We start from the raw sequence: 26,203 nt of genomic DNA, 5'->3' as shown, positions 1-26,203 counted from the left end.
GGCTGATCACCCCTGCCCACAACCACCCCCACGACATGACCGGGAGTACGTCAACGTGGCCACGTTCCTCTACAGACTCGGCCGCCTCGCCTTCCGGCGACGGCACTTCGTCGCCCTGATCTGGCTGGCACTGCTGACCCTGGCGGGCGTCGGCGCCGTTTCCGCGCCGGCCGCCGGAAACACCTCCTTCTCCATCCCGGGCACCGAGGCGCAGAAGGCCTTCGACCTGCTGGAACAGCGCTTCCCGGGGGCGAGCGCCGACGGGGCCACCGCTCGCGTGGTGTTCAAGGCGCCGAGCGGCGAGAAGATGACGGACGCCGGGAACAAGGCGACCGTCGAGAAGACGGTCGAGGACCTGTCCCGCGGCTCCGAGGTGGCCTCCGTGGCCGACCCCTACACCGGAAGGGCCGTCAGCCAGGACGGCACGATCGCCTACGCGTCGGTGCGGTACAAGGTCTCCGGCATGGAGTTGGAGGACTCCTCGCGCACCGCCCTGAACGAGGCCGCGCAGCAGGCGCGGGACGCCGGGCTGACCGTGGAGATCGGCGGCGACGCCCTCCAGACCGCGCCGCAGACCGGCGCGAGCGAGGTCATCGGCATCGCGGTCGCGGCCGTCGTGCTCGTCATCACCTTCGGCTCGCTCCTCGCGGCCGGACTGCCGCTGCTGACCGCGCTCGTCGGCGTCGGCATCGGAGTCTCGACGATCACCGCCCTCGCCCACACCCTGGACCTGGGCTCCACCACCTCCATCCTGGCCACGATGATCGGCCTCGCGGTCGGCATCGACTACGCCCTGTTCATCGTCTCCCGCTACCGCGCCGAACTCGCCGAGGGCCGCGAGCGCGAGGAGGCGGCCGGACGGGCCGTCGGCACCGCGGGCTCCGCGGTGGTCTTCGCCGGGCTGACGGTCGTGATCGCCCTGGTGGGCCTGTCCGTGGTCAACATCCCGATGCTGACGAAGATGGGCCTGGCGGCGGCCGGCACGGTCGTCATCGCCGTCCTCATCGCGCTGACGATGATCCCGGCCCTGCTGGGCTTCGCGGGCCGCAAGGTCAAGCCGGCCGGAGCGAAGAGCGGGCTGCTCCGCCGCGGGCGCCCCGCGCGGCAGCCGGACCGGCCCACCATGGGCACCCGCTGGGCGAGCTTCGTCGTCCGCCGCCCGGTCGCCGTGCTGCTGCTCGGCGTGCTCGGCCTGGGCGCCGCCGCGATCCCGGCCGCCTCCCTCGAACTGGGCCTGCCGGACGACGGCTCCCAGCCCGTCTCCGCCACCCAGCGCCGCGCCTACGACCTGCTCTCGGAGGGCTTCGGACCCGGCTTCAACGGCCCGCTGATGGTCGTGGTCGATGCCAAGGACAGCGCCGACCCCAAGGCGTCCTTCACCAAGGTCACGGAAGAGATCAAGGGCCTCAAGAACGTCGTCACGGTGACGGAGGCGCAGCCCAACAAGGTCGGCGACACCGCGACCGTGACCGTCGTCCCCGACTCCAAGCCGTCCTCCACCGCCACCGAGGACCTGGTGCACGCCATCCGCGGCGCGGGCGGCGACATCGAGGCGAAGACCGACGCGAAGGTCCTGGTCACCGGCTCCACGGCGATGAACATCGACGTCTCGCAGAAGCTCAACGACGCGCTGCTGCCGTATCTGGCGCTGGTGGTCGGCCTGGCCTTCCTGCTGCTGATCGTGGTCTTCCGCTCGGTCCTGGTCCCGCTCAAGGCGGCGCTCGGCTTCCTGCTGTCGGTGCTGGCGGCGCTCGGCGCGGTGGTCGCGGTCTTCCAGTGGGGCTGGCTGTCGGGCCTGATGAACGTGGAGGAGACCGGCCCGGTGATGTCGATGATGCCGATCTTCATGGTGGGCGTCGTCTTCGGCCTCGCGATGGACTACGAGGTGTTCCTCGTCACCCGCATGCGCGAGGCGTACGTCCACGGGGAGAAGCCGGGCCAGGCCGTGGTGACCGGGTTCCGGCACGGCGCACGGGTGGTGACGGCCGCCGCGGTCATCATGATCGCCGTCTTCTCCGGCTTCATCGGCTCCAGCGAGTCGATGGTCAAGATGATCGGCTTCGGGCTGGCGATCGCGGTGTTCTTCGACGCGTTCATCGTGCGCATGGCGATCGTGCCGGCCGTACTGGCGCTGCTGGGCCGCCGGGCCTGGTGGCTGCCCGGCTGGCTGGAGCGCGCCCTGCCCGACGTGGACGTGGAGGGCACGGCCCTGCACACCGAGCAGCCGCGGCACGCCGACCCGGACGAGCGGCGGGAACTCGTACAGGTGTGAGCTCGTAGCTCACCGGAGGGACCGGCCGGTGAGGGTGCCGTGGGGACGGCGCACCCTCACCGGCCTCGGCCGTGTTCGGCTGTGTTCGACAGCCTCGTCCACCACGTGGGAATTCTTTCGTGATGTCCGTAACCGGCAGCTAGCCTGCCGTTCATGACGACGACATCCGAGTCAGGAGCCCACCCCCGTTTCGCCGACGCCCTGCGTGAGTTGGGGCTCGAAGGGCTGATCCCCGAGGTCCGCAGGTTTCCCGAGGCGACCAGGACCGCCGCCGAGGCCGCGGCGGCCGTCGGCTGCGAGCTGAGCCAGATCTGCAAGTCGCTGATCTTCACGGCCTGGGGGTCCCCCCTGCTCGAGCGCAGTCGAGAGCTTGGGGGAGGGGAGCCGGTGCTGGTGCTCATGGACGGTGCCTCGCGGGTGGACGTCGAGCGTGTCCGGGAGGAACTCGGCGCCGAGAAGGTCACGCGGGCCAAGGCGGACGTCGTGCGGGAGGCGACCGGCTACGCCATCGGCGGCGTACCGCCCTTCGGGCACCGGACCCGGACCCGCGTGCTCGCCGACCGGTCGCTGCTGGACCACGACGTCATCTGGGCGGCCGCCGGAACCCCGTACACCGTCTTCCCCATGGCACCCGGGGCGCTGGTCGCCCAGGCCGGGGGCGTCCTCGTGGACGTGCGCGAGCGCACCTCGTGACGCCGGCGGTCACCGCGGCCGTCCTGCTCGCCGCGGTCACGCACGCCAGTTGGAACGCGATCGCCCACCGCATCACCGACAAACTGACCGGGTTCACCCTGATCGCGGGCGGCGGCCTGCTGATCGGGCTGGCCATGGCGCCGTTCGCCGCGCTCCCGGCCCGCGGCGCGTGGCCGTACCTGCTCGTCTCGGCCGCGATCCACGTCGTGTACTACGCCCTGCTGATGAAGTCCTTCCGGCTCGGCGACTTCGGGCAGGCCTATCCGATCGCGCGCGGCACCGCCCCGCTCGTCGTCACCGTGCTCGCCGCCGTCTTCGCGCACGAGGTGCCCGGCGGCTGGGCGGCCGCGGGCATCGCCGTGTCCTGCGCCGGCCTGACCGGTGTCGCCCTGTGGGGTCTGCGCGGCCGCCGGCCCGACTGGGCGGCGATCGGCGCCGCCCTGGCGACCGGACTGGTCATCGCGGCGTACACGGTCCTCGACGGGCTCGGGGTGCGGGCCTCCGGGTCGTCCCTCGGGTACATCGCCTGGCTGATGGCGATCCAGGGCGTGGTGATCCCGGCGTACGCGGTGTGGCACTGGCGCGGGCGCACGGTCGCCGCGCTGCGGCCGTACGCCGCGGTGGGACTGCTCGGGGCGGCGCTGTCCGTGGCGGCGTACGCGCTGGTGCTGTGGGCGCAGACACAGGCGGAACTCGCGCCGATCGCCGCGCTGCGGGAGTCGTCAGTCAAGCGCTGCTCATGCAGTAATGACTTCGCTGTTCCGGGGAGTTGATGAGGTCACTTTCGCATGTGCCCGTCGGATTGATCACTCATGGGCGTACGCCAGTTGATCGCGCGGCTAGGGAAACTGATTCGAGCATGGAGGGCGACGCTGAAGCGAAGTCGCTGCTCGCTGTTGGAGCGGATCAGGTGCTGGTCGATTTCACGTAGGTGAGGTTGGCCCTGACCGTACGGGTGGTGGGGTGATCTTCGCCCAAGACCCGTAGGCAGTGGGTCAGGGTTTGTTCGAACAGCGGGATGGCTCGACCAAGGTCCCCCGCCGACTTATAGGCGCCTGCGAGGTCGTTACGGAAGACCAGCGTGGTGGGGTGATCTTCGCCCAAGACCCGTAGGCCGTGGGTCAGGGTTTGTTCGTACAGCGGGATGGCTCGACCAAGGTCCCCCGCCGACGCATAGGCGTTGGCGAGGTTGTGACGGGAAGCGAGCGTGTCGGGGTGGTCCTGGCCCAGCACTCGTAGGCAGTCGGTCAGGGCCTGTTCGTGCAGCGGGATGGCTCGACCAAGGTCCCCCGCCGCCGCATAGGCGCTCGCGAGGTTGTGACGGGAAGCGAGCGTGGTGGGGTGATCTTCGCCCAAGACCCGTAGGCAGTCGGTCAGGGCCTGTTCGTACAGCGGGATGGCCCGACCAAGATTTTCCGCACTTCGGTAAGCGCCTGCGAGGTTGTTACGGGAGATGAGCGTGTCGGGGTGGTCCTCGCCCAGCACCCGCACCCGATCGGCGAGGGCCTGTTTGTACAGCTTGACGGCCCGACTAAGGTTCCCCGCCGACGCATAGGCGCCCGCGAGGTTGTGGCGGGAAGCGAGCGTGGTGGGGTGATCTTCGCCCAAGACCCGTAGGCAGTCGGTCAGGGTCTGTTCGTGCAGCGGGATGGCCCGACTAAGGTTCCCCACCGACGCATAGGCGCCCGCGAGGTTGTGACGGGAAGCGAGCGTGGTGGGGTGATCTTCGCCCAAGACCCGTAGGAAGTCGGTCAGGGTCTGTTCGTACAGCGGGATGGCCCGACCCAGATCTCCCGCCGCCGCATAGGCGCTCGCGAGGTTGTTGCGGGAGGTGAGCGTGGAGGGGTGGTCTTTGCCCAGCACCCGCACAGAGTCGGTCAGGGTTTGTTTGTACAGCGGGATGGCCCGACCAAGATCTCCTGCCGACTCATAGGCGCCCGCGAGGTCGTTACGGGAGACGAGCGTGTTGGGGTGGTTCTCGCCCAGCACCCGCACCCGATCGGCGAGGGCCTGTTTGTACAGCGGGATGGCCCGACCCAGATCTCCCGCCGCCGCATAGGCGCTCGCGAGGTTGTTGCGGGAGGCGAGCGTGGAGGGGTGGTCTTTGCCCAGCACCCGCACCCGATCGGCGAGGGCCTGTTTGTACAGCGGGATGGCCCGGCCAAGTTCCCCCGCTGCTCGGTACGTGTACGCGAGGTGGCTGCGGCTGGCAAGCGTGTCGGGGTGGTCGGGGCCGTGGAGGCGGGTGGACGCGTCCAGGCAGCGCTTGTTGTAGGTGATGGCCTGGGTGATCTGGCCTTGGTCTCGTAGGTAGTTGGCGGTGAGGGCGAGGAGGACATTGGTGGCTTCGGTGTCGTGGGCTGGGTTGACGGCGGTGAGGTGAGTTTCAGCATGGGGGAGAAGGGTGCGCCAGGCGGGCCATCCGGCCACGTTCGTCTCTGGGTCGTCGGGCAGTGCGGTGCACAAGAGGGTGGTGGCGTGGTTGCGGGCGGTGGTGATAGTGGCGTGGGTGCGGTGGGGGTCGGCGTCGTCTGTCGTGGCGGGGTCGGGGGTGCGGGCGATGGTCTGGATGAGGCGATGGACGCTGAGGGTGTCGGCGTCCAGGTTGATCATGTTGTAGGCGGCAAGTTGGCTCAGGGCGTGGGCGTAGCTGACGGGGTTCTCGGCCAGGGGGGCGAGCAGGGTGCGGGGGATGGCGGTGGGGGCGTACCAGGCGGCGGTGCGCAGGATGTCGACGGCCAGGGGGGTGGTGCGGTGGAGGGTGTCGAGGGTGATGCGCCAGATGCGGGCCATGGTGCGCTGGGGGTCGCTGCCCGCGGCAGCGGTGCTGGTGGTCTCGGCTGGGTGCTGGCGGAGCAGGTCCCGGTAGGTGCTGATGGGGATGCGGCTCTGGGCGATGAAGGCGCCGGCTTGTTCGAGGGCGAGGGGGAGGTGTCCGAGGTCGTCGGCGAGAAGGCGGGCGTTGCGCTGGTTGTCGGGGTCGGTCAGGCCGGTTAGCAGGGTGAGCAGGTCCAGTGAGGCGGCGGGGGTGAGGAGGGGAAGGGCGAGGGGGGTGGCGGGCCAGCCGTTCGCGAAGCGGCTGGTGATCAGGTGGCGTCCGGCGTGGTGGAGCTGGCTGATTAGGTGGCGGGTGGTGTCGGGGTGTTCGGCGTTGTCGAGAATGAGGAGCCAGCCGGGGTGGGTTTGGAGCCATCCGATGGCCCACTCCGCGTCCTCCGCGGTGGTGTGGCTGGTGGTGCCGCCGTTGATGCGGGTGGTCAGGCTGGCGAGGTCGGTGGTGATCTGTTCGGGGGTGTCGGCTCGAATCCACCACACCAGTTGGTAGGCGTCCCGGTGGGTGTGGGCGTAATGCAGGGCCAGGGTGGTCTTGCCGACACCGCCGAGTCCCTGCACAGTCTGCGTGATTGCCTTGGAGTCCTGCTCCAATGCGGCGGCGAGGATGGTGAGGTCTTCGTCCCGGCCGACGAAGACTTTGGGGGGCAGGTCGGGGAGGTTGTGCAGGCCCAGGGGCGCTTCCACGTCGTAAGGGCCTGCTGGGGATTGGTCGCCGCTGGCGGAGGTGGTGATGTCTTCCAGGGACAGGGGGTTCCCTGCGGTTTTGAGCGTGGTGGTGAAGCCGGGGCGGGCGGCGAGCGTGGTCAGGGGAACGGCGATGAGCTGGTTGCCCGGGTAGTGTCTCGTGCGGTCGGTGGTCAGGACTCCGGTCAGCAGGTTCCCGCAGAAGAGGGCGGCTCCGGATGCCCCCGACCAGGACGACGGCGCACCGGCTGGACTAGGGGTGGCAACCTGGTCGATGTGCGCGGTGATCAGTCCGGACTTCAGGCCACTGAGGGCCTCGATGTGCCCGCTGATCTGCTTGGTGTCGCGCTTTCCGTCCCGCTCCTCGGCCTGGGGGAATCCCACCGCGACACAGGCAATCCGGACCTCGGCGGCACCGGGTGAGGGTGCGGGCAGGCGTCCCCAGCGCACCGGTGCCGCAGAGATGGGGGGCTGCCAGGCGGTGTCGGTGATGAGCAGCAGGGCGGCATCGGTGTGCGGGTCCTGCTCGATGTCGGGCGGTTGCCCCGGCCATAGCACCTCGGCCGCTATCCACGCGGCCGGCTGCTCTCCGTGCAGGGCGAGCCGCCGCACCTCCACCGCGCGCTGAGCAGTGGATCCGGCGTGCTGGATGTTGTGGTAGGCGGACAGGACCAAGCGGTCCGTGATCAGGTACCCGGTCCCGGCGATTTGGCCTGCCGCGTCCCAGACCTCCACCACCCGTTGTACGTCCACTCGTGGCCCCCGTTCTTTGCATCTCACCCAGTGGGCGTCCGCCGGGGTGTTACTGGGGGCGCTGGGGGGTGTGGGAGCCGATCTTCTGATCCTGGCCGTGCTCGTCGACCGGCTGCAATGTGATCTTCAGACGGGATGTGGTGCCGACCGCGTATCCGGCTTTCGCCTCGACGCTGGCACTCCAGGGCAGGACCGAAACCTTCGCACCCGCCTGGCCGTCCTTCTTGACATCCACGGCGAACTCCATCTCCACCGGCCCGGTGCGGAACTGGACCGGACGCCCACGGCCATCGGCCAGGGCCTGCTCCAGCTCGCCCCGGATAGCGCTGATGGCCTCGGACAATCCCGCCCACGGCTCCTGCGACATGAGTGGCTCCCCCGCTCTGCTGAGGTGACGTCAGATGGGCAGAGTAACCGCTGCTGGCCGAGAAGAGGCCTGGAACGGTGATCCGTGGCACGGCCAGGAACAGCAGCAGCACCCCCTGCGGCGCTGGGGTGCACTGGGCGGGGCACCAGGCATGGCGTTTGAGACTGCGTCGCCCCCTGACGGCGCATGCCTCTGACCGCGCTGCACGAGTATCAGTCAAGTGCTGCTCATGCAGTAATAACCCGGCTGGTTGGGGGGCTGGACGGCGAGTAACAGCTGAGGCGTGGGCTTTTTGAGCCTGCTCGCTCCAGAGCGAGCAGGCCACCGGCTAGATCGGCTCCACCGACCGCTAGCTAAAGGCGTCGTCAGTCGAGCGCTGGTCACTGGAAGTCGCTGAGTGGCGTAAGGTGCTCCTACACCGACGCGGGGTGGAGCAGCTCGGTAGCTCGCTGGGCTCATAACCCAGAGGTCGCAGGTTCAAATCCTGTCCCCGCTACTACACATGAAGCGGATCCTGGGCATGCACGCCAGGCTCCGCTTCATATTTGCTCGGCAGGGCAACATCAAGGCGCAGATCCTCCCCGTAGGGGTTGCGGTTTCTGCGCGGCCGAGCGCTACCACCAGCAGTACCTTTCGGAAACCAAAAACCCGAACGGGTACTGCGGCCTGGGCGGGACGGGGGTCGAGCCAAGTACCCCGTTCGAGACGAACCGGGGCGCCTCCTGCCCCACCGGCGTCGCACCCGCCCCGGAGCCTCCCGAGAAGTAGCCGCGCGCGGCCGCTGACCCTGCAAAGCAGATCACCTTACGTGGATGAAAAAGAAGGGGTACGTCGTGGCTGGGGCGGTCGGCTCCACGGCTTTACGCAGCCACTTTGGCGCGAGCCTCGAAGATCATGTCCCCAACGTCGTGCTTTACCGGGCAGGTCCACAGACTGCCCGACGCGCCGGAAGCTTACGGGGCCGTGATCACTCGCGCCAAAGCCGCTCCGCCACCCGCGAAGCTAAGCCATCATCCATGTCATCCGCACTCCCCGTGTTCGAAACGGGCGGAGCGTGCTTTGGTCAACGCCTCAGGTAGATCTTTGGCCTTTTCATGTACCGGAACCCAACCGGTTTTCACGAATCCCTGCCATGTCCCAATGTCGCCGGGACTCACCATGGGTGCCAATGCAAGCGGCTCCCTCAGCTTGGGCAACGGGTCTGTCGTTTCAGGGCCGGCAGTCCAGGACTGGCACAGGAGACCGTAGGGTCCTGTTTCGGAAACGAGAAAGGGGGCTCGCGGGATATCGCCCACCAGAATCCTGAATCGGTGTCCGATCTCCCACTCCTCTCGTGCTACTTCCTCGCATCTGAGCCGATCCCGCTTGGTCGGCTTCCCGCCCTTGACTTCAATCCATGCTTTCGTTTCAGGGAGCCAGAAGTCCGGTAGGTACCGGCCGTGTTGGGTCTCAAACCCTTGCGGTTCGTAGTTCCACTCGATGCCGAGGGCATCAAAGAACACAGCCCATCGAGCCTCAAGACCGGAACGGAACCTGCATCCTGCGTAGCGTGTTTCAATTGCTTTGATGGCCATGCTAGTTCTCCTTATCAGCGTAGTCCGCACGATCCATAGCACACGATCTGGTGGTTAGGGCGGAGCTTGCCTGTACGCTGTGCTTCTAGCTGGCTGGCCGAGGTCAACTCGGCCTGCTCGATGACGGCCATGGATCCTGCTTGCCCTCACCTCCGCAGCGGGGTGGTCTGCTAGGGCGGCACATGCGTCCTGCCCTATCTAAGAACCCACCTGTTGATCGACCGCTGCTTCGTAGAAGGCATCCGCGAGGGCGACGATGATCGAGTTGATAGCCGGCCCGTCGGTGAAGAAGTAGTCAGCCATCGTGTTGTGGGCGTCCTGGTTGTCTGCGACCGCCTCCGTAACGGCTGCTTGGAAGTCTGGCGACTCCAGGAACTGCTTCTTGGAGTTCACCTTGGTCTGGTTGATCAGGTTCGAGTCGGCGAGCAATCGCTGTACGAGCCCCTGTACGAACTCCCGGACCTGGTACTCGGCGAACGATTCGGCCCCGAAGAGGTCGTTCATTTTGTCTATGACGACTTGGAGCGCAACGTACTTCGGATCCTTCTTCGTGCCCGTGCCGGCGGCGCTGATGCCCTTCAGTTGGCCGTCGCCCACAAGCGAGATGTCGACCGGGTTCGCCTTGTTGTGCTTGACCCCGACCAGCACCACGTCGGAGAGGTCTACGTCGGCGGCCCAGGCGGATTCGGCGATGACCTTCTCCAGCAGGCGCAGGAAGATGGAGAGCATCTCCATGTAGGGGTCGCCGTAGTCGACGACCTGGGACATGAAGTCATAGAGACGTACGTAGGTGGAGACATCCTTGCGGAAGAGGTCGAGCGCGTTGAGGGCGACCTTGTCCTCTTCCTCGATCGCCCGCGCGTAGCGGCGCCGGAAGTCGTGCTGCGCCGGGCTGATCGCCGCCGAGAGTGCGTTGTTGCCCTTCCGGGTCACCCACAGTTCGGCGACCTTGCGGACGTCGTCGTCGGTGTAGATTCCGGCCTGGGCGAGCTTGTTAGCCAGGTGGATGACGATGTACGGGTCGGTCTCGGTTTCCAGGGTGGCGTTCTTGAAGTACGGCTCGAAAGCTGCCTTGATGTCTTCGGGCTTGTTGGCGAAGTCGATGACGAACGTCTTGCGTTTCTGCTCCCCACCGGCGGTGCGGTGGGTGCGGTTGAGCCGCGAGAGCGTCTGCACCGCGGTGAGCCCCGGCAGCTTCTTGTCGATGTACATTGCCGACAGGAGGGGCTGGTCGAAGCCGGTCTGGAACTTGCTGGCGACCAGCATGATCTTGTACGTGTCGCCCTTGAACGCGGCCGCGAGATCAGCCCCGGCACCGGGGTTCATGTTGGCCTCGGTGAACTCGTCATCCTCCGATGGTTGCGGGCCCCAGTCGCTGTGCCAGGTATCGTCCTCGGTCATCGTCACCCCGCCGGAGAAGGCGACCAGCGTGCGGTAGTTGTACGAGGCGTCCGAGGCGCTGCGCTTGGCGATGTAGGCGTCGATGGCCCGCTTGTATTTCACGGCGGACTTGCGTGAGCCGGTCACCACCATCGCCTTGGCCTTGCCTTCGAGGAGGTAGGCGACGTTGGCGTGGAAGTGTTCGACGATGATCTGCGCCTTCTGGCTGATGTTCGTCGGGTGGAGTTGCACCCACCGCATCAGACCCTTGCGGGCGGCGGCCTCCTCGACCTCTCCTCCGTTACCGCTTTCGGCCTTGCCAGCGATCTTCAGCGCGGTGTCATAGTGCTGGTAGCCCTTGAGCACGTCGAGGATGTAGCCCTCCTCGATCGCCTGCTTCATCGAGTAGAGGTGGAACTCGCGCGGCTTTCCGTCGGCCCCCTTGCGGCCGAACAGCTCCAGCGTCCTGTTCTTCGGCGTCGCGGTGAAGGCGAAGTAGGAGATGTTCTCCGATTCGGCCCGCTCGGTCATTTCCGAGGCCAGCACCGACTCCACATCGACCTCGCCACCCTCCTCGATCTCCTTGACCTCCTCGGCCGTCAGCGCCTGCTTCAGCTTTGAGGACATCTGGCCCGACTGGGAGGAGTGCGCCTCATCGGCGATGACGGCGAACTTCTTGCCCTTCAGGCCAGCGTGGGTCCGGATCTCGTTCAGCGCATGCGGGAAGGTCTGCACTGTCACCGCGATGATTAGCTCACCGTTCTTCAACGCCTGCGCCAGCAGACCCGACTTCGACTTTGCGCCGGCCTTGCGGACGTCCTCGGGGCTGATAGTCGTGACGATCTTGCCGGTGCCGTCGATCTGCCGGATCGCATCCTGCAGCTGGGAGTCGAGCACGGTGCGGTCCACGATCACTATGACCGAGTCGAAGACCTTCCGATCATCGACATGCAGCCGCGCCAGCCGGTGGGCCGTCCAGGCGATGGTGTTCGTCTTCCCCGACCCGGCCGAGTGCTCAATCAGGTACCGCTGCCCGACACCCTCCTCCTTCACCGCCTCGACGATGCTCGTGACGGCCTCCCACTGGTGGAACCGCGGGAAGAGCATGCTCGTACGCCGCACCGACGTGCCGGTTGTGACGTCCCACTCTTCCTTGGTCTGCACGATCATCAGCCGCCCGATGATGTTCAGCCAGGCGTGTTTCTCCCAGACGCATTCCCACAGGTACGCCGTCGACGACCGTCCGTCCGCGCCGGGCGGGTTGCCAGTACCGCTGTCGAAGCCGATGTTGAACGGCAAGAAGTGGGTCTTCTCCCCCTCCAGCCTCGTGGTCATCGCCGCCAAGTCGTTCGAGACCGCGAAGTGCACCAGCGCCCGGTGACCGAACGACAGCAACGGCTCCGGCCGCCCGTTCGTCAACGGATTGCGGTCCTGCTTGTACTGGTTGACCGCCTCGTCCAGCGACTGGGTGAAGTCGGTCTTCAGCTCCACCGTGGCCACCGGGAGCCCGTTGACGAAGAACACCAGATCGATACTGCGCTGGTCGGCGGTCGAGAAGTGGACCTGTCGCACCACCCGCACCCGCATCGCCTCGTAGTGAGCCGTCGTGGTCTCGTTGAGCGATGTCTCCGGACGGAACTGCGCCATCTTCAACCGGCCACCGCCGATGTACTGCACCCCGTTACGCAGGATGTTCAGCGTTCCACCGCCATGTTCCAGCGGTCGGCCGAGCGCCGCGGTCAGCACGTCGAGGAACTTCGCCTGCGACCCTGCCGCCTTCAACGCCTTCTCGTACGCCGACTGCTGCGTCTCCTCCAGCCACGCGAAGAGGTCGTCCGGGAACAGAGCCCGCTCCCGGTCATACTCCCCGCCGTCACGGTCGTTCACCGAGTACAGCCAGCCATGGTCCCGCAGGAACTCGCAGATCTCCGTCTCGAAGACCACCTCGTTGTGGTCCGCCATCACGCCACCTCTCGTACGTCGATCTGCCCCGTTACCGCCGCCGTGATCAACGCCGACCGGCGCTCCTTGGAGAGCTGGACGAACCGCTCCGTCTCGGCGATGAGCGAGTCGATCTTCGCGGTCTCCTCGTCCAGGTATTCGACGATGCGGCGCTGCTCGTCGAGCGGCGGGAGCGGGATGCGGAAGGCCTTCAGGTCTCCCATCCCGATCGTTCGGATCGTCGAGCCGTTCTGGAACGAGTCGAAGAAAGGCTGCATTGCATCCCCGAACAAGACCCAGAGGTACTCAGGGTCAAGATCCGGTCCGCACACCCACGCCGCGAAGTGCTGAGATGTCGCCATCGGAACGCCCATGATCGCCGTACGACCGACAGTCGCGTCTCGAGAGAGGACAACAGTCCGTGCTGGAAGGAGACGGGCGGAGCTGTTGGAAATCCCAGCATCACTGATGTGCTGCGTCGTGTCGTGCAGGTACTTGACGCCCCGCATCATCCCAACGTCGTGGAGGCTTACCCACGGGATATAGCAGTCCCGCCACCAGTCTTCCCGGGAGCGGCTTGGAGTGTGCCCGCTTTCGAGTGCAGCGACTGAAGTGAGCGGGACAACGCGCCAAGCAGCTGGGAGCGTCTTTGCCCACGGCAAGGGGCTCTCGACCTCCTCAGCCGGCGCCGTTCCGTGCAAAGCCACGTTGACACGAAGTGCGAGCCGACGCTCACGAAGCATCTCGATCAGCCGCTGCTGCTCTTCGATGAGCGTGTCGATGCGGGCCGTCTCGCGGTCGAGGTAGTCGGCGATGACGCGCTGCTCCTCTGCAGATACGAGAGGCGCGACTATCGACAGCAGGTCGGCAATGTTCAGTCGGGGAGTTCGGACGTTCCCAGCCTCTGTTCCGCCGATACCTCGAACCAGACTGGCCATGGTCGCCACTGTGGATCCGCTGGTGAGGAAGTAGTTCAGCCAGCGTGAGTCGATGCTCGAGTCGACTCCCAGCACTGCGTAGTCCGGGCTGACGATCCCGTCCTCCGGGGCGATGCCAAGGGCCCCCTGGAACGCCCGCATACGGTTGATGACGAGGTCACCAGCGCGGCAGACCTTGTAGTTGGACAGATCCTCCGCCGCCGCCCTTGTAGTCGTGCCCGCAGTCTCCCGACGCCGAACGCCCCAACTGATCGACACCGACAGAAGCGGCAGGGCTTCGGCTTCCACCCCCGCTCGCACGTCGGATTCCGAGAGCAGCCACTTGAGGCGGACAGAGTCGCTCATCCCTCCACCTCACGGAGAAGATCGAGGATCTTGGCGACCTGTTTCTCCAGGTCGGCGTCAATCTCGGCGAGAGGGCGGGGTGGGGTGTACCTGTAGAAGTGGCGGGTGAAGGGGATCTCGTACCCGGTCTTGGTCTTGGCCCAGTCGATCCAGGCGTCAGGAACGTGCGGCTTCACCTCCGCGTCGAAGTACCTCTGGATGACTTCGCGCTCCCCTGCCGCGCCGACGGTTGAGCCGCCGTAGGTGAAGGACACGTTTTCGGTGTCACGCTTTTTCGAGTCGGGCTTCAGGTTCCCCTTTCGGTCGACGACAGGGTTCCCGTCCTCATCGAGCAGGGGACGCTCGACGGTGATGGCCCAGCAGCCGAACTCATCGTTGCGCAGCATCTTGGAGAAGTCGGGGTCGGCGTCCTCGAAGTCGGCATAAAGCCGCACGATCTCGGCGCGGTCATCGTCACTGATCTCGCGCCCCTTGGACCCGAGGTTCTTGCGCATCTTGGTCCAGAACGACGTGCCGTCGATGAGTTGGACCTTGCCCTGGCGGTCGGGGTGCTTGGTGTTGTCGAGGATCCAGATGTAGGTGGCGATGCCGGTGTTGAAGAACATGTTGGTCGGCAGGGCGACAATGGCCTCGACGAGATCGTTCTCCAATAGCCACTTGCGGATATTGGAGGGGCCGGATTCGGCGGCGCCGTTGAAGAGGGGGGAGCCGTTCATGACGATGCCGACGCGGCCGCCGCCGTCCTCAGGTGCGCGCATCTTGTGGGCCAGGTGGAGCAGGAAGAGCATCTGGCCGTCGGAGGTCGCGGGGAGTCCCGGCGCGAAGCGGCCGTAGGGGCCGGCGGAGTCGCGCTCATCCTTGATCGCCTTGGCGTACTGCTTCCAGTCCACTCCGTAGGGCGGGTTGGACATGCAATAGTCGAACTGGCGGCCCTTGAAGGCGTCGTCGGTGAGCGTGTTGCCGAAGGCGATGTTGATCGCGTCGTGGCCCTTGGCGAGCAGGTCGGACTTGCAGATGGCGTACGACTGCGGGTTGTACTCCTGGCCGTACAGGCTCAGCTTCGCCTCGGGGTTCTGCGCGAGCAGGTGCTCCTCGGCCAGGGAAAGCATGCCGCCGGTGCCGGCGGTGGGATCGTAGAGCGAGCGGATGATGCCGCCCTCGGTGAGATCGACGTCCTTCTCGGCGAAGAGCAGGTCGACCAGCAGCCGGATCGCGTCGCGCGGCGTGTAGTGGTCTCCGGAGGTCTCGTTCGCGGCCTCGTTGAACTTGCGGATGATGTACTCGAACGCATCCCCCATGTCTGCGTTGGACACCACGTCGGGATGCAGGTCGACGGCGCCGAAGGACTTGACGATCTCGCGCAGGAGCCCGGCCTTGTCCAGGGCCAGGATCTCCTTCTTGAAGTCGAAGTACTCGAACACGTCCACGTCGGCGGAGAACCGGTCGATGTAGTCAGCGAGGTTGTCCGCCAGTCCGTCAGCATCGGCCAACAGGTTCGCAAACTCGTAGAAGGAGGTGTTGTAGAACGTCCGCCCTGTGGCCTTCTTGACCTCGACCTTGAGCCGGTTCGGGTTCTCGTACCTCGCAGCCAGCTCCCGTACCGCCGCGCGGTCCGGCTCGAGTACGCAGTCCAGCCGTCTCAGGATCGTGAACGGGAGAATCACTGTCCCGTACTGGTTGGGGCGATAAGGGCCCCGAAGCTGGTCAGCGATTGACCAGATGAAGCTACCGAGCGTGCTCACAAGGTTCCTCAAGAGAATCGTCTAGCAGTGACGATTACTTTGCCAGAGGCAGCAGCCAGCGTCCCATGGTTCAGCTATGGGACAGGTTCTGACATCCATGGCTCACATCAACGACAGGGGACGGGGACGTACACCAGCGTCTCGGTCCGGCTGTCCCACCAGCCGACGACCGCAGCCGGAGAGGGCTCGGATCGAACTCCTAATGCGGTGGTCGCGCGCTCGGGTATCGACGATAGGGCCGGCAGCGGCGGCGGACGACACCCGTGTCCGGCAGCGCTACGAGTCCGTCAGGCTGGGCCGCCGAGATGATGGCCTACAAGGCTGGTTGGTCGCGATAGCTAATTTCACCAAGTACGGCGACCTCCTCCCTCGTCAAGCCGTGCCGCTCCATCGTGTAGCCCATGTGTGCCTCGCGCGCAGCAGCCGCATCCGCAGCCAAATGTTGCAATAGCTCATCAATAGACGCTTCGGGGTGCAGTTCGACCCAGGAGGCAACCGTGTCGTGACAAAATGTCTTGATTTGCGCCTCCGTGCTCAGACGGAACCCCTCGAAGGCCGTTCGTTGGTTCATTGGACAAGCCTGCCTGAAAGGCAACCGTTGCGTGGGCGGTTCTCCTTCGCAGGCTCGAAGAACTCAGCGATCGGAGCGACTGCTGAACTTCGGCATACCTGCGAGCGAGCCTTCTGAACCGTGCTCCGTCGTGCGGCTCAGAACCTTCGGGGGAGTCGCCGTACAGCAGTGAAGTACAGCAACCACCGCAAGCGCAGCCGACCGCCAACGCTCCTCATTAGCCGACTGACCAGCCCACCGGACCTCAATACCTCCCTAGCCGAGAGTTCGGGACGAAGAGGCGCGCGGCCGGCGCTGGCAGGTCTCGCTCTTGGCCATCGACGAAGCCCGACCGTCGGTTAGGTCCCGGGCTGTTCCCGGGCCGCCCCCAGACAGAGTCGGGGATGCAACTGCACTACAGAGCTGGGCACCTCGGATGCCGGCCGCGCGTCTGTGACCGTAGCTCCAGCCACTGACAACGGTCGGTCCGGGAGCGCCCGACGAGCGTCAATGCCGGGCCGTCTCTGGGCCGTCCGAGGACGCTCGGCAGTGGCCAACGATGACCAATGGCAACCAGTCGTAGGCGGGCAGCCAGGGCTCTCACCAGCAAGAACCCAGCTCATCGAGATCCCCGACAAGACCCAGGGCAAGAAGAAGCCGAGGCCACGACAGCAATCGGCTGGCCAGGACGTCTCGTCGCACCCACGATGGGCGCATGGACCGGTTGCAACACAGCGCTTGGCAGTACGTGGCGGAGGTACTCCCAACCGAGGAGCTCCCGATGCTGGCTGCTCATGCGCTCGTCGACGGGCGTGATTCCCCTGCCTTGCGCGAACTGGCTGGCCTGCCGCGCAGGAGCGACGAGACCGAGATCCGTGAACTGTACGTCCAAGCCATACACGAACTCGGCATACCCATTCCCGACGAAGAGGCAGCCGGCCGATACCTCCTCGTGAGCCTCGCGTTCGGTCTCGCAAAAGGCGAGCTGAGCCCCAAGGACGTGGCCGACCGGTTGTCAATGACGGTCGCAGCCCACACCCAGGAGGAGACACGGTTCCTCTCCGTCGCAGCGGACTACAGCGAATGGATCGATCCCGACGGGCTCCCGGGATGGGAGAACGATCTGAGAACCGCGGCCCACTCGTTGACCACCTCCACCGACCTCGGCCCCGGCATCGGCGTGCCGGATCCGCGGCGCGACTGACTCACCCGCTGGACGTGCTCCCGTGCCAAACCCGTGCCAGATAGCGCGGGGAACCACGGGGAACAGCGGTCAACCACCCAGCACACCCTCAGGTCATGATGCCGCTCCGCGGCAGGTCAGCAAGCCCATCGACCTCGTAGAACCCGAGCTTCCCAAGCTGAGGGCTCCTACTCTCGCTGAGACGCCCTTCTCCTGGGTACCGTCGTGGTCGTGTGTCCAGTGCACGTCGGGTTGGTCACCCGTAGGCGTGCGCCGGTTGATCGCGCGCGACTAGGGGAGCTGGTACGGGCATGGCGGTTGACGCTGCTCGATCGGAAGAGGGGTTCACGTCGGCGGGGGCTGCGCGGGTGATGAGTGCCGCGTGCCGGGCTGCGGGGCTCGACGACAGGGGCGCGGAGTTGATCCGGCTCGGGGAGAACGCGTTGTTTCGGCTGGCCTCGGTGCCGGTGGTCATGCGTGTGGCTCGTGGGCGGGAGTGGTTGACCACGGCTCGTAAAGAGGTCGCTATCTCGCGCTGGTTGGCGGATGAGGGGTTTCCGGCCGCTCGGATCGTTGAGGATCTTGAGCAGCCCTTTGTGGTCGACGGTCACCCCGTGACCTTCTGGCATCTGATCGTTGAGGGGGACCAGAAGGCGACGTATGGGGAGCTGGGGGTCACCCTGCGGGATCTCCACGCTTTGAAGGTGCCGGACGGGCTTGAGCTGCCCTCGTTCGATCCCTTCGACAAACAACAGCGCCGGCTCGACCGGGCCGTGATCCCGGAAGACGACAAGGTGTTCCTTCGGAAGCGTTGGCGCGAACTGCAGGACAAGTACGCCGAACTGCGCTTCCAGACGCCCAAGGGGCCGGTGCACGGTGACGCGCACGTGCAGAACCTCATGGTGGACGATCAGGGGCAGGTCATCCTGATCGACTTCGAAGCATTCTGCTTCGATCACCCCGAGTGGGATCTCATGGTCACGGCCGTTGAACATCACAGCCTTGGGTGGCAGACCGATGAGCAGTACGCCGACTTCGTGACCGCGTACGGGCGTGACCTGTATGACTGGCCTGGGTACGAGACGCTGCGCGGGCTGCAAGAGTTCGGCATGACGACGTGGCTCATGCAGAACGTGCAGGAGGACGAGAGGACGGCGGCCGAGTACCGCCGGCGCATCGCTGGCCTGCGTAACGACGATGCTCCGCGCGACTGGCGGCCCTGGTAGCTGCTACTCCTCGTCGTCGAGTCGGGCAAGTGCGTCCCGCACCTGGTCGTTGAAGGCCGCCACGATCGGGTTCGCTGCGTGGGCGCTCACCTCGGCCTGGAAGTCGGTGACGTAGCGCTGGAAGCGGGTGGACTGAAGGGAGTCGCCGCCGTCGACTGCGAGGCTCGCGGTGGTGACGGCTGCCTCCAGTTCGCCATTCAGTAGCTGGCTTTGCGCAAGCACCATGCGGCAGAACCCGAGGGTTCGGGCGTATTTCGGATCGGTGCTGTCCACGGCGCGCTGCGCCTGCTCGACTGCTTCGCGGCGCATCTTGAGGTCGCGGAAGCAGTGGCAGAGCTCGCCCATGAGTTCCGCGGAGTCGAAGTAGGCGAGCCATGCGGGGTCTTCGGCTGTGTCGGCCTGCTCGAAGTGGCGTTCTGCCTCGTTCATCGCCCGGCCTGCCGCGATGCGGTCGCCTGCGTTGGACAGGGCACGGGCCTCCATCGCCGAGTAGTTCGCCATGGCGCGCGGAGTGGCGCGGCCCTTAGCACCCTCGACTGCGGCGCGGGCCAGTTGGATCGCTTGGGTGTGGCGACCGAGGTAGTTGGCCTGGTGGCTGAGGTTGCCGAGGATGCGGGCGCCGAACATGCGGTCGTCGATCACCTGGGTCAGGCGCAGAGTGGAAGTCAGGTAGCGGTGGGCGAGCGGGTGGTTTCCGGTGTCGTACGCGGTCCATGCGAGCAGCTGCGAGACCTCCGCGGCGGCGCTGAATAACGCGGTGCCCGTCTTCTCGCTGTAGCTGGCGTCCAACAGGGGCAGGACCTCATGGCGGAAGTAGTGGCGTAGGGCTTTGTGTCCATGGCCTCCGCCGTACTTGAAGTCGAGTTGCATGAACATGCTGGCGGCGTCCCTGATGGCGCGGACGTCGCGCATGCCGACTCGTTGGTGTGCGGGGCGGTCGGTCTGGACGCCGTCGGGGCGCGCGATCATCCATGACAGGACCGCTGAGCTGAGTTCTCCGTCCGAGATGGTCAGCTGATCGGCGGCCGGGGCTTCGGCGCGCTCATCAGCCAGGCCGCCCAACATGGACAGCGCCTCCGGCACCGTGCTGGGGTATTCGACTGGCTCATGGGCAGCCGGTCGCGCGTGATCGAAGAAGCCGAGATCGCCCGGCATGATGCGACGGCCCAGTTTGGTGCTCAAGACCTCAGCCATGATCGCTGCTGCCTGCGGCTGGATGCCCGAGCCCTCGCGCCATCGCTTCACGGAGACGTGTGTGGTTCCAAGGCTCACTCCGCGCTGTGCGGCGGCGTCCTGCATCCGCTTCGCCAGGCCCTTGTTCGAGACCTTGGCCTCATGCATGACGGCGATCAACTGCGCGTTCGGCTCTCGGTTCATGCTCCCCTGCCAACCCGAGAATGACAGCGAGTATTCATCGTGTCACAGCAGTCTCCCGCTGGGGGGTTCATTGATGAACCCCCTTTGTGTTTGCCGGTGTTCACGTGAACCCCCTGGTGAACGCTCCCGGTCACGCGCCTTTCACCGTGTACTGGCTTGCGTGCAGCAAGCGGTGCCGTGAGGGCCGTCTCAGGCTCGGAAGGGGACATGATGGATGCGGGGAAAGCCAAGCACCTGGCAACCGAGTTGGACGCGTACGCCCACTGGTTCGTGGCGCCGGACCCGTCGTCTGCTGGGCACTTCCTGACGCTGACGCTCTTCGCCGAGTGCGGCAACACGGCACGCGTCGCGCGGGATCAGACGGCCGAGTTCCTTCGCGGCGCGGGTGCCGGTGACGTGGTGGACGATGCCCGGCTGGTCGTCTCGGAGCTGGTCGGGAACGTGCTGAACCACGCGGTGCCGGATCGGGACCTGGCTCGGCCGGGTGGCTGTCGGCGCATCGACGTGATCGTCAAGGTGTGGCCGAAGTGGCTGTTCATCGGCGTTGCCGATGAGGACTCGACGCCTCCCCTGCTGCCGGTGTGCGAGACCTTCTCGCCGGGGCTGGTGGGGGAACTGTCCGAGGCGGTGTTGCCGGACAGCGGGCGTGGGCTGCTCATCGCTCAGCGACTGGCCACGGCCGTGTGGTGGACGCCGGGAGACGGGGGCGGCAAGACGGTCTGGTGCCGCTTCGATCTGGACGGCGGGGCTGAACACAGACCGCGCTGATGATCTCCGATCCGCCGCCTGCGGTTCTCCCTCGCGATCGGGAGTCGGCGGCGGATCGGACACCGATCGGAGCTCGACCCGCTCCGGTCACGGGCGCGGCCCCTCCGGTCGTGGGAGCTCCCCTCCCGACCGAGGGTCGCGCCTGACAACCACATACCGAGACCGGGCCACCCCATTAGCCCTGGAAAGCGAAGGGTGGCCCGGCTGGGAACACGGCGGTTCCCGGTGCCTGATGGTACCGGGGCCGTCGTGCTGCTCGTCTGCCCTGGACCAAAGAGAGTTGATGATCCGTTACCTAGATCAGGGCAGAGGTGGGCAAGGTGACTGGCTCGGGTGAGAGCTGGCTGAGCGATGGTCTCGATGACGTGATGGGCGTCGGCCACGGCCTGTGGGTGCCGGGGGTCGACTACGTGGCGGGCTGGCGGGAGGCCCGTGAGGCTGCCGACCGGTTGAACCGGGGGCTCCTCGGTGCGGGCTTCGAGTTGTCGGCCGTGCGGGCGGTCGCCTCGACGGGTGAGGACGGGCGCGGGCTCGTGCGGTTGGCGGGTTGGCCGGATGCGGTGGACCGGCTCGCCGGGCTCCTGGAGGGACTCGGCGGCGGTGGCGGCGGTGCGGCATGAGGGGTGTTTCCGCTGGTGAGCGGTGCGCGTGGGCACCTCGCCGGCCGGAGAGACTTTGGGCAGTAGCTGCCATGGGGCGAGTGAACAGGGGGCCTTACGCTGGCCCGGCGAATCGGGCAGGTAGTGGACCTGCCCGCGGTTGTGCCCGATGGGCCCCCTGTTCTTCGAGGCTCGCCCCATGGGAGCTGCGTAAAGTCTCGGAGGCCGGCGACCCCCAGCCACTCACGCCCCGGCCTGCGACGGTCGGTCGACGCTGCGACTTCTCCGGCTGGCTGCGGCGTGGGGCGTCCGGCGACCGGACGGGACCGGCGGCCACGCCGCACGCCCGGCCGGGGCGGCCGGGCGGCCCGGCGCGCCGCAGGCGCGCCCTTGAGGAAGTGAAGGCGGTTTCGACCGATGCCGGTTGCCGCTCAGGCGCGGGTGCGTCGGGCGGGCTGTTTGTCGGCGGTGATCCGGTAGGCGAGTTCGGCACGGTCCGCGCCGATGCGCAGCTCTTCGAGGATCAGGGGGCGGTCGTCGGTTCCGTGCGTGACGCGGGCCATGTGCAGGATCGGGGTCGCGTCGGGGAGCTGGAGCGTGGCGCGCTCGTCGGGCAGCGGCATGCGGGCGCGCACCGTCTCGGTCCACGACAGCTTGTGTCCGGCCTGGGTGAGTACCCAGTAGATCGCTGCCGGAGGCTTGCACGGCTCCTTGCCGAGCAGCGGGACAGCCTCGGCGATCTCGAAGGGGATCAGTGTGCGGTGCATGGCGCGCGTCCCGGTGCCGGGGTCGGTGAGCAGCCGGTCGCAGCCGAACAGCGCTTCTTCCTCATCGAGTTGAAGCAGGCGGCCGCTGTCCTTCGTGGTGTGGGTGCGGTAGGTGCTCGGCTCCTCGGCCTCCTGCCATACGTCGCCGTTGGGCATGACGAACTTGCCCTCGGGAGTGCGGCTGATGCGTCGTTCGAGGGTGAGGGCCGGTTGGCCGTCGGAGCGTACGAAGCTGCCCTTGCCGTGACGCACGTCGATCAGCCCTTCCGCGCGCAGTGCGGCGATCGCGTTGCGGACCGTGGGGCGGGAGACGCCGTAGCGGGCCATGAGCTGGGCCTCGGACGGAAGCAGGGAGTCGGGGGCGAACTCGCCCGTGAGGATCGCTTCCCTGATCGCTGCGGCCACCTGCTGGTAGAGGGCTCCGGGGCGCTGGATCTCGGTCATCTCGGCTTCTCCGGGTCGTGGTCGTAGGCACGTCGCACGCGCGACATCACTCGTCAGCATAAGTAGTTGCACCCCCGCCGTACAGGACTCCATAGTCGTAACTCGTAAGGACAAGTGACGTCAGTACATCGCTGGCGTCCCGACTGGCCAGGGAGGCCAAAGAAATGCAGTCCATTCCCGTGGACACGGCGCGGCTCGGCGTACTGCGGTGCGCCATCGCGCCCGAAGCGAAGATCAGCAACCCCGAGACACAGGAGGTGAAGAAGGACCGGGACGGCAACCCGGTCTACACCGTGGCGGTCACCGTGCGGCAGGACCGGCGGCGGATCTCTGTCATCGAGATTGCCGTGACCGGTGAGCCCAAAGGCATCGAGGAAGGCCAGATCGTTAAGGTCACCGGCCTGACGGCGTTCATGTGGGCCATGGGCGACCGGCACGGCGTCAGCTTCCGCGCCGACGCCATCACGCCCGTGCCCAGCCCGGCGGCGCACGTCAAGGGCGGTGGCGCGTGATGGGGCCGATCCTGCTCGCCTTCGCCTTGGCCGTGGTGGCCTGGGTGCTGGTGGTCGGTGACCTGGTGCGCCGGCATCGTCCGGCCTGGCACTGGTACCTCGTGGGCTACCCGGCCGCCGCGTGCCGGGTGGTGTTCACCTGGCGCAAGGTCGCCATGCTCAACGACCTCGCCGTGTCCCGCCGCCCGCCGCGCGGGCTGCTCGGGGACCTGGTGGTGAAGGGTGATCCGCTGCGGCCGGTGGCTCCGCGGGTCTCCTTCCCGCGCGCCACCCGCATGGGCCTGACCGTGATCGTGCGGCTGCACGCGGGCCAGACCCCGGCGACGTACCTGAAGGCGGCGGACGCGTTCGTGCACGCGTGGAAGGTGCACGCCGTGCGGATCACCTCGCCGGAACGCGGGCTCGTCCTGCTGACGGCGACGGCCACGGATCCGCTGCAGCGGCCCGGCTTAGCCACGGCCCCGACCGAACTCCTCTCCGCGCTCATAGGCGTGCTGGAGTCCGGCGGTGCCTGGGTGATGAACCTGCGGCTCGTGCCGCACTGGCTCATCGCCGGAGCCACCCGCTCGGGCAAGTCCACCCTTCTTGCGAGGCTGATCACACAGTTGGCCACTCAGCCCGTCGCCTTGGTCGGCATCGACTGCAAGGGCGGCATGGAACTGGGCCTATTCGCCGGACGGCTCAGCGCGCTGGCGACCTGCCGGAGAGAAGCGGTCGCCGTGCTCTCCGCGCTCGTCGTCGACATGCAGGACCGCATGAGCGCCTGCCGGTCCGCCGGTGTCCGCTCGATCTGGGAACTGCCCGAAAAGCTGCGGCCGGTGCCGGTCGTCGTGATCGTCGACGAGATCGCCGAACTGTACCTGTCCGACGGCACCCGCGAGAGCAAGGCCGAAGCAGACCAGTGCTCCACGCTGCTGCTCCGGCTCGCCCAACTCGGGGCCGCACTCGGCCTGCACCTGGTCGTCGCCGGCCAACGCGTCGGCTCCGACCTCGGCCCCGGCGTCACCGCCCTGCGAGCCCAGCTCGGCGGCCGCATCTGCCACCGCGTCAACGACCCCGGCACCGCAGAGATGACCCTCGGCGACCTGAACAAGGACGCCGTGGCCGTCGCCCAGTCGATCACAGCAGAGGAACGCGGGGTGGCCGTGTGTACCGGCCCGGACGGCGGCTGGAGCCGCGCCCGCTCCCACCTCACCCCCACGGAAGAGGCCGTGGCGACCGCGAGGAAGTACGCGGCAACCACTCCCGAACTGCCCGGCCTGACACGCGCCCTTGAGGCGCTGGAAGGAGACGACAAGTGATCGGCGAAGGTACGGCGTTCACGTTCGCGGTGATCTTCGGGATCATCACCGTCCTCCTCGTCCGCTCCCGCGACGTCCGCGCCTGGGAAGCCGTTTGCGTCGGCCTCTTCGGCCTCTACCTCGGCCAGACCCCCGTGGTCTTCACCATCCACGGCCTCGTCACCTGGCTGATCAACGGCTTCTCCCACCCCTGAGCAGAAAGGACACAACCGCATGCCCATGCCCCGCGTGAGGTGCCCCCAGTGCAAGGGCGACGGAGCCCGCAAGACCTGGACCGGACGGCTGCGGCGCTGCCGCATCTGCCGGGGCACCGGAACCATCCGCTGACCGACGGTCACGGCGACTGACCGCCCACGTAAGGAGACCGACTCATGGACGAGAGCGCACCACCAACCATCATCCGTGCCGCTTCGGCGGCCCACCCTGGAAGGTCACCACCATCACCCGGCAGATCACCCCGGCTGACAGGCGCGCCGCCCTCAACCGTGCGGCGCGCCTGCGTCAGCTCTCCGAAGCAGACCGCGACGCCATTCGCCTCACCCAAGACCCCAAGTTCCCACGCTTGTTAGCGCAGATCACCGCCACCGGCGGCTGCTCTCATCCCGTCCACCTCTCCGGCTCGACCACCACCCTGGACGGTGCGACCGGCGAGATCCTCCACCACTACGACACCCGCCATGAGCTCGGCGAACGCCTCCTCGTCCGCTGCCGCAACCGGCGCGCAACCGTCTGCCCGACCTGCTCCCGACTCCACGCCGGAGACACCTACCACCTCGTCCGCGCCGGCCTCCTCGGCGGCAAGAACGTCCCTGGCACCGTCCGCCACCGGCCCCGCCTCTTCGTCACCCTGACCGCGCCGTCCTTCGGCCCGGTCCATCGAGCCGGGGAGTTGTGCCGTCCCCGTCGCGACGGTGGAACCTGCGAACACGGCCGCCCCCTCGGCTGCGGTGTCGTCCACGTGCCGGACGCGCCGACTGCCGGACAGCCGCTGTGCGCCGACTGCTACGACTACACCGCCCACGTGCTGTGGCACGCACACGCCTCCAAGCTGTGGGACCGGTTCGCCATCGACGTACGGCGGCGCCTGGCCTCCTCTGCCGGCATCGTTCAGTCCCGCTTCGCTCAGCACGCCCGGCTGTCCTTCGCCCGCGTCGCTGAGTACCAGAAACGCGCGGCCGTCCACGTGCACGCCATCGTCCGCCTCGACGGCCCGAACGGACCTGCCGACGAACCCCCGCCCTGGGGCACCGCGGAACTGCTCATCGACGCCGTACGCGCCTCCGCCCGGCGGGTCCTGGTCCGTACCCCCTACAGCCCCGCCGTGGGCGAGTTGACCTTGCGCTGGGGCGCCCAGGTCGATGCCCGGTCCCTGCGCGCCGACGGCGACGGCCCCGACGATGACGCAGTCGCCGCGTACGTGGCCAAGTACGTCACGAAAGGCGCCAAAGAGACAGGCGCCGGCCTCGACCACGCGCTCTCCACCTGGGGCGACATCGAGTCGGCACCCGTGAGCGAACACGTCCGCGCCCTCATTCGCGCCTGCTGGCGTCTTGGCGGCCTCCCCGAGTACGCGCCTCTTCGCCTCCGCGACTGGGCTCACACTCTCGGCTACCGGGGCCACATCCTCACCAAATCCCGTGCCTACTCCACCACCTACGCGGCACTGCGGGCCGAGCGCGCACGCCACCTGGGTCACGCCGACATCCTGGACGCGGTCACCGAACGGCACTGGCGCTACGCCGGCTCCGGCCACACCCCTGGCGCCGTGCTCATCGCCGCTGGAGTCGCCGAGGACATCGCCACGAACCGCGAGATCGCCCGAGAAGAGCGTGAGGTGCCCTGGTGACGAGACGGCGTAACGAGCAGTGGGCTCGGGCTGTCGAACGCCAGGCGGCCAAGTTCCCCACACGCATAGGGCCGAAGAGCGCTGCGCGACTCGCGCGGCTCCTCGG

The 26,203-nt window shown here is 67.1% G+C and carries 20 protein-coding genes and 1 tRNA gene; 12 read left to right on the top strand and 9 right to left on the bottom strand.

Annotation, left to right across the window (positions count from 1 at the left end; all coding sequences use genetic code 11):
- Nucleotides 1–55: 55 nt before the first annotated feature.
- The 3 genes from ABZ818_RS07705 to ABZ818_RS07695 all read left to right on the top strand — a co-directional run bounded on the left by ABZ818_RS07705 (nt 56) and on the right by ABZ818_RS07695 (nt 3,738).
- Nucleotides 56–2,272 carry an MMPL family transporter gene (locus tag ABZ818_RS07705; RefSeq protein ID WP_361411992.1) on the top strand — a complete coding sequence of 739 codons (2,217 nt, stop codon included), beginning with the start codon at nt 56–58 and terminating at the stop codon, nt 2,270–2,272.
- Nucleotides 2,273–2,425: 153 nt separating this feature from the next.
- Nucleotides 2,426–2,965 carry a YbaK/EbsC family protein gene (locus ABZ818_RS07700; protein WP_361411990.1) on the top strand — a complete coding sequence of 180 codons (540 nt, stop codon included), beginning with the start codon at nt 2,426–2,428 and terminating at the stop codon, nt 2,963–2,965.
- Nucleotides 2,962–3,738: a DMT family transporter gene (locus ABZ818_RS07695; RefSeq protein WP_361411988.1), complete on the top strand. Its 777-nt coding sequence runs from the start codon at nt 2,962–2,964 to the stop codon at nt 3,736–3,738. The genes ABZ818_RS07700 and ABZ818_RS07695 overlap by 4 nt, the downstream gene beginning before the upstream one ends.
- Nucleotides 3,739–3,871: 133 nt before the next feature.
- Here the strand turns inward: ABZ818_RS07695 and ABZ818_RS07690 are convergent, their stop codons facing one another.
- Nucleotides 3,872–7,237, bottom strand: a complete 3,366-nt coding sequence (locus tag ABZ818_RS07690) for a tetratricopeptide repeat protein (RefSeq protein WP_361411986.1) — start codon at nt 7,235–7,237, stop codon at nt 3,872–3,874.
- Between the two features lie 49 nt (nt 7,238–7,286).
- On the bottom strand, nt 7,287–7,604 hold the full coding sequence (locus ABZ818_RS07685) for a trypco2 family protein (RefSeq protein ID WP_361411984.1): 318 nt from the start codon (nt 7,602–7,604) through the stop codon (nt 7,287–7,289).
- Between the two features lie 422 nt (nt 7,605–8,026).
- Here ABZ818_RS07685 and ABZ818_RS07680 point away from each other — a divergent pair.
- Nucleotides 8,027–8,100: transfer RNA gene (locus tag ABZ818_RS07680), tRNA-Met, on the top strand.
- A gap of 523 nt (nt 8,101–8,623) precedes the next feature.
- On the opposite strand, the gene ABZ818_RS07675 is transcribed toward ABZ818_RS07680, so the two are convergent.
- From ABZ818_RS07675 to ABZ818_RS07655, 5 genes are all read right to left on the bottom strand, one after another.
- Nucleotides 8,624–9,178, bottom strand: a complete 555-nt coding sequence (locus tag ABZ818_RS07675; RefSeq protein ID WP_361411982.1) for a hypothetical protein — start codon at nt 9,176–9,178, stop codon at nt 8,624–8,626.
- 198 nt (nt 9,179–9,376) lie between these two features.
- On the bottom strand, nt 9,377–12,520 hold the full coding sequence (locus ABZ818_RS07670; RefSeq protein WP_361411980.1) for a DEAD/DEAH box helicase family protein: 3,144 nt from the start codon (nt 12,518–12,520) through the stop codon (nt 9,377–9,379).
- Nucleotides 12,520–13,782 (bottom strand): restriction endonuclease subunit S, encoded by a 1,263-nt coding sequence (locus ABZ818_RS07665; RefSeq protein WP_361411978.1) that lies wholly within the window; start codon nt 13,780–13,782, stop codon nt 12,520–12,522. The genes ABZ818_RS07670 and ABZ818_RS07665 overlap by 1 nt, the downstream gene beginning before the upstream one ends.
- Nucleotides 13,779–15,524 carry a class I SAM-dependent DNA methyltransferase gene (locus ABZ818_RS07660; protein WP_361411976.1) on the bottom strand — a complete coding sequence of 582 codons (1,746 nt, stop codon included), beginning with the start codon at nt 15,522–15,524 and terminating at the stop codon, nt 13,779–13,781. The genes ABZ818_RS07665 and ABZ818_RS07660 overlap by 4 nt, the downstream gene beginning before the upstream one ends.
- 313 nt (nt 15,525–15,837) lie before the next feature.
- Nucleotides 15,838–16,095, bottom strand: a complete 258-nt coding sequence (locus tag ABZ818_RS07655; protein ID WP_361411974.1) for a hypothetical protein — start codon at nt 16,093–16,095, stop codon at nt 15,838–15,840.
- 760 nt (nt 16,096–16,855) lie between these two features.
- Here ABZ818_RS07655 and ABZ818_RS07650 point away from each other — a divergent pair.
- A complete protein-coding gene (locus ABZ818_RS07650; protein ID WP_361411972.1) occupies nt 16,856–17,278 on the top strand; it encodes a hypothetical protein in 423 nt (140 codons plus the stop codon).
- A gap of 290 nt (nt 17,279–17,568) precedes the next feature.
- Nucleotides 17,569–18,483 (top strand): aminoglycoside phosphotransferase family protein, encoded by a 915-nt coding sequence (locus tag ABZ818_RS07645; protein ID WP_361411970.1) that lies wholly within the window; start codon nt 17,569–17,571, stop codon nt 18,481–18,483.
- A 3-nt stretch (nt 18,484–18,486) separates the two neighbouring features.
- Here the strand turns inward: ABZ818_RS07645 and ABZ818_RS07640 are convergent, their stop codons facing one another.
- Entirely contained in the window at nt 18,487–19,860 is a 1,374-nt protein-coding gene (locus ABZ818_RS07640) for a sporulation protein (protein ID WP_361411968.1), read from the bottom strand.
- A 210-nt stretch (nt 19,861–20,070) separates the two neighbouring features.
- Here ABZ818_RS07640 and ABZ818_RS07635 point away from each other — a divergent pair, with 210 nt between their 5' ends.
- Both ABZ818_RS07635 and ABZ818_RS07630 read left to right on the top strand, forming a co-directional pair.
- Nucleotides 20,071–20,628: an ATP-binding protein gene (locus ABZ818_RS07635; protein ID WP_361412086.1), complete on the top strand. Its 558-nt coding sequence runs from the start codon at nt 20,071–20,073 to the stop codon at nt 20,626–20,628.
- Between the two features lie 320 nt (nt 20,629–20,948).
- A complete protein-coding gene (locus tag ABZ818_RS07630) occupies nt 20,949–21,248 on the top strand; it encodes a hypothetical protein (protein ID WP_361411966.1) in 300 nt (99 codons plus the stop codon).
- 410 nt (nt 21,249–21,658) lie between these two features.
- Here the strand turns inward: ABZ818_RS07630 and ABZ818_RS07625 are convergent, their stop codons facing one another.
- Nucleotides 21,659–22,438: a GntR family transcriptional regulator gene (locus ABZ818_RS07625; RefSeq protein WP_361411964.1), complete on the bottom strand. Its 780-nt coding sequence runs from the start codon at nt 22,436–22,438 to the stop codon at nt 21,659–21,661.
- 164 nt (nt 22,439–22,602) lie between these two features.
- Between ABZ818_RS07625 and ABZ818_RS07620 the strand changes: the two genes are divergently transcribed.
- From ABZ818_RS07620 to ABZ818_RS07605, 4 genes are all read left to right on the top strand, one after another.
- Nucleotides 22,603–22,950, top strand: a complete 348-nt coding sequence (locus ABZ818_RS07620; protein WP_361411962.1) for a hypothetical protein — start codon at nt 22,603–22,605, stop codon at nt 22,948–22,950.
- Nucleotides 22,950–24,251 (top strand): FtsK/SpoIIIE domain-containing protein, encoded by a 1,302-nt coding sequence (locus tag ABZ818_RS07615; RefSeq protein WP_361412084.1) that lies wholly within the window; start codon nt 22,950–22,952, stop codon nt 24,249–24,251. The genes ABZ818_RS07620 and ABZ818_RS07615 overlap by 1 nt, the downstream gene beginning before the upstream one ends.
- A complete protein-coding gene (locus tag ABZ818_RS07610) occupies nt 24,248–24,445 on the top strand; it encodes a hypothetical protein (protein WP_361411960.1) in 198 nt (65 codons plus the stop codon). Before ABZ818_RS07615 ends, ABZ818_RS07610 begins: the two co-directional genes overlap by 4 nt.
- Before the next feature lie 302 nt (nt 24,446–24,747).
- Complete coding sequence (locus ABZ818_RS07605) at nt 24,748–26,097, top strand: replication initiator (RefSeq protein WP_361412082.1); 1,350 nt, start codon at nt 24,748–24,750, stop codon at nt 26,095–26,097.
- Nucleotides 26,098–26,203: the final 106 nt, after the last annotated feature.

It is taken from the genome of Streptomyces sp. NPDC047453 (genome assembly GCF_040643155.1).
GTDB lineage: Bacteria > Actinomycetota > Actinomycetes > Streptomycetales > Streptomycetaceae > Streptomyces.
The sequence above is the reverse complement of the archived record's forward strand: the minus strand, read 5'-3'. Positions and strand labels throughout refer to the sequence as shown.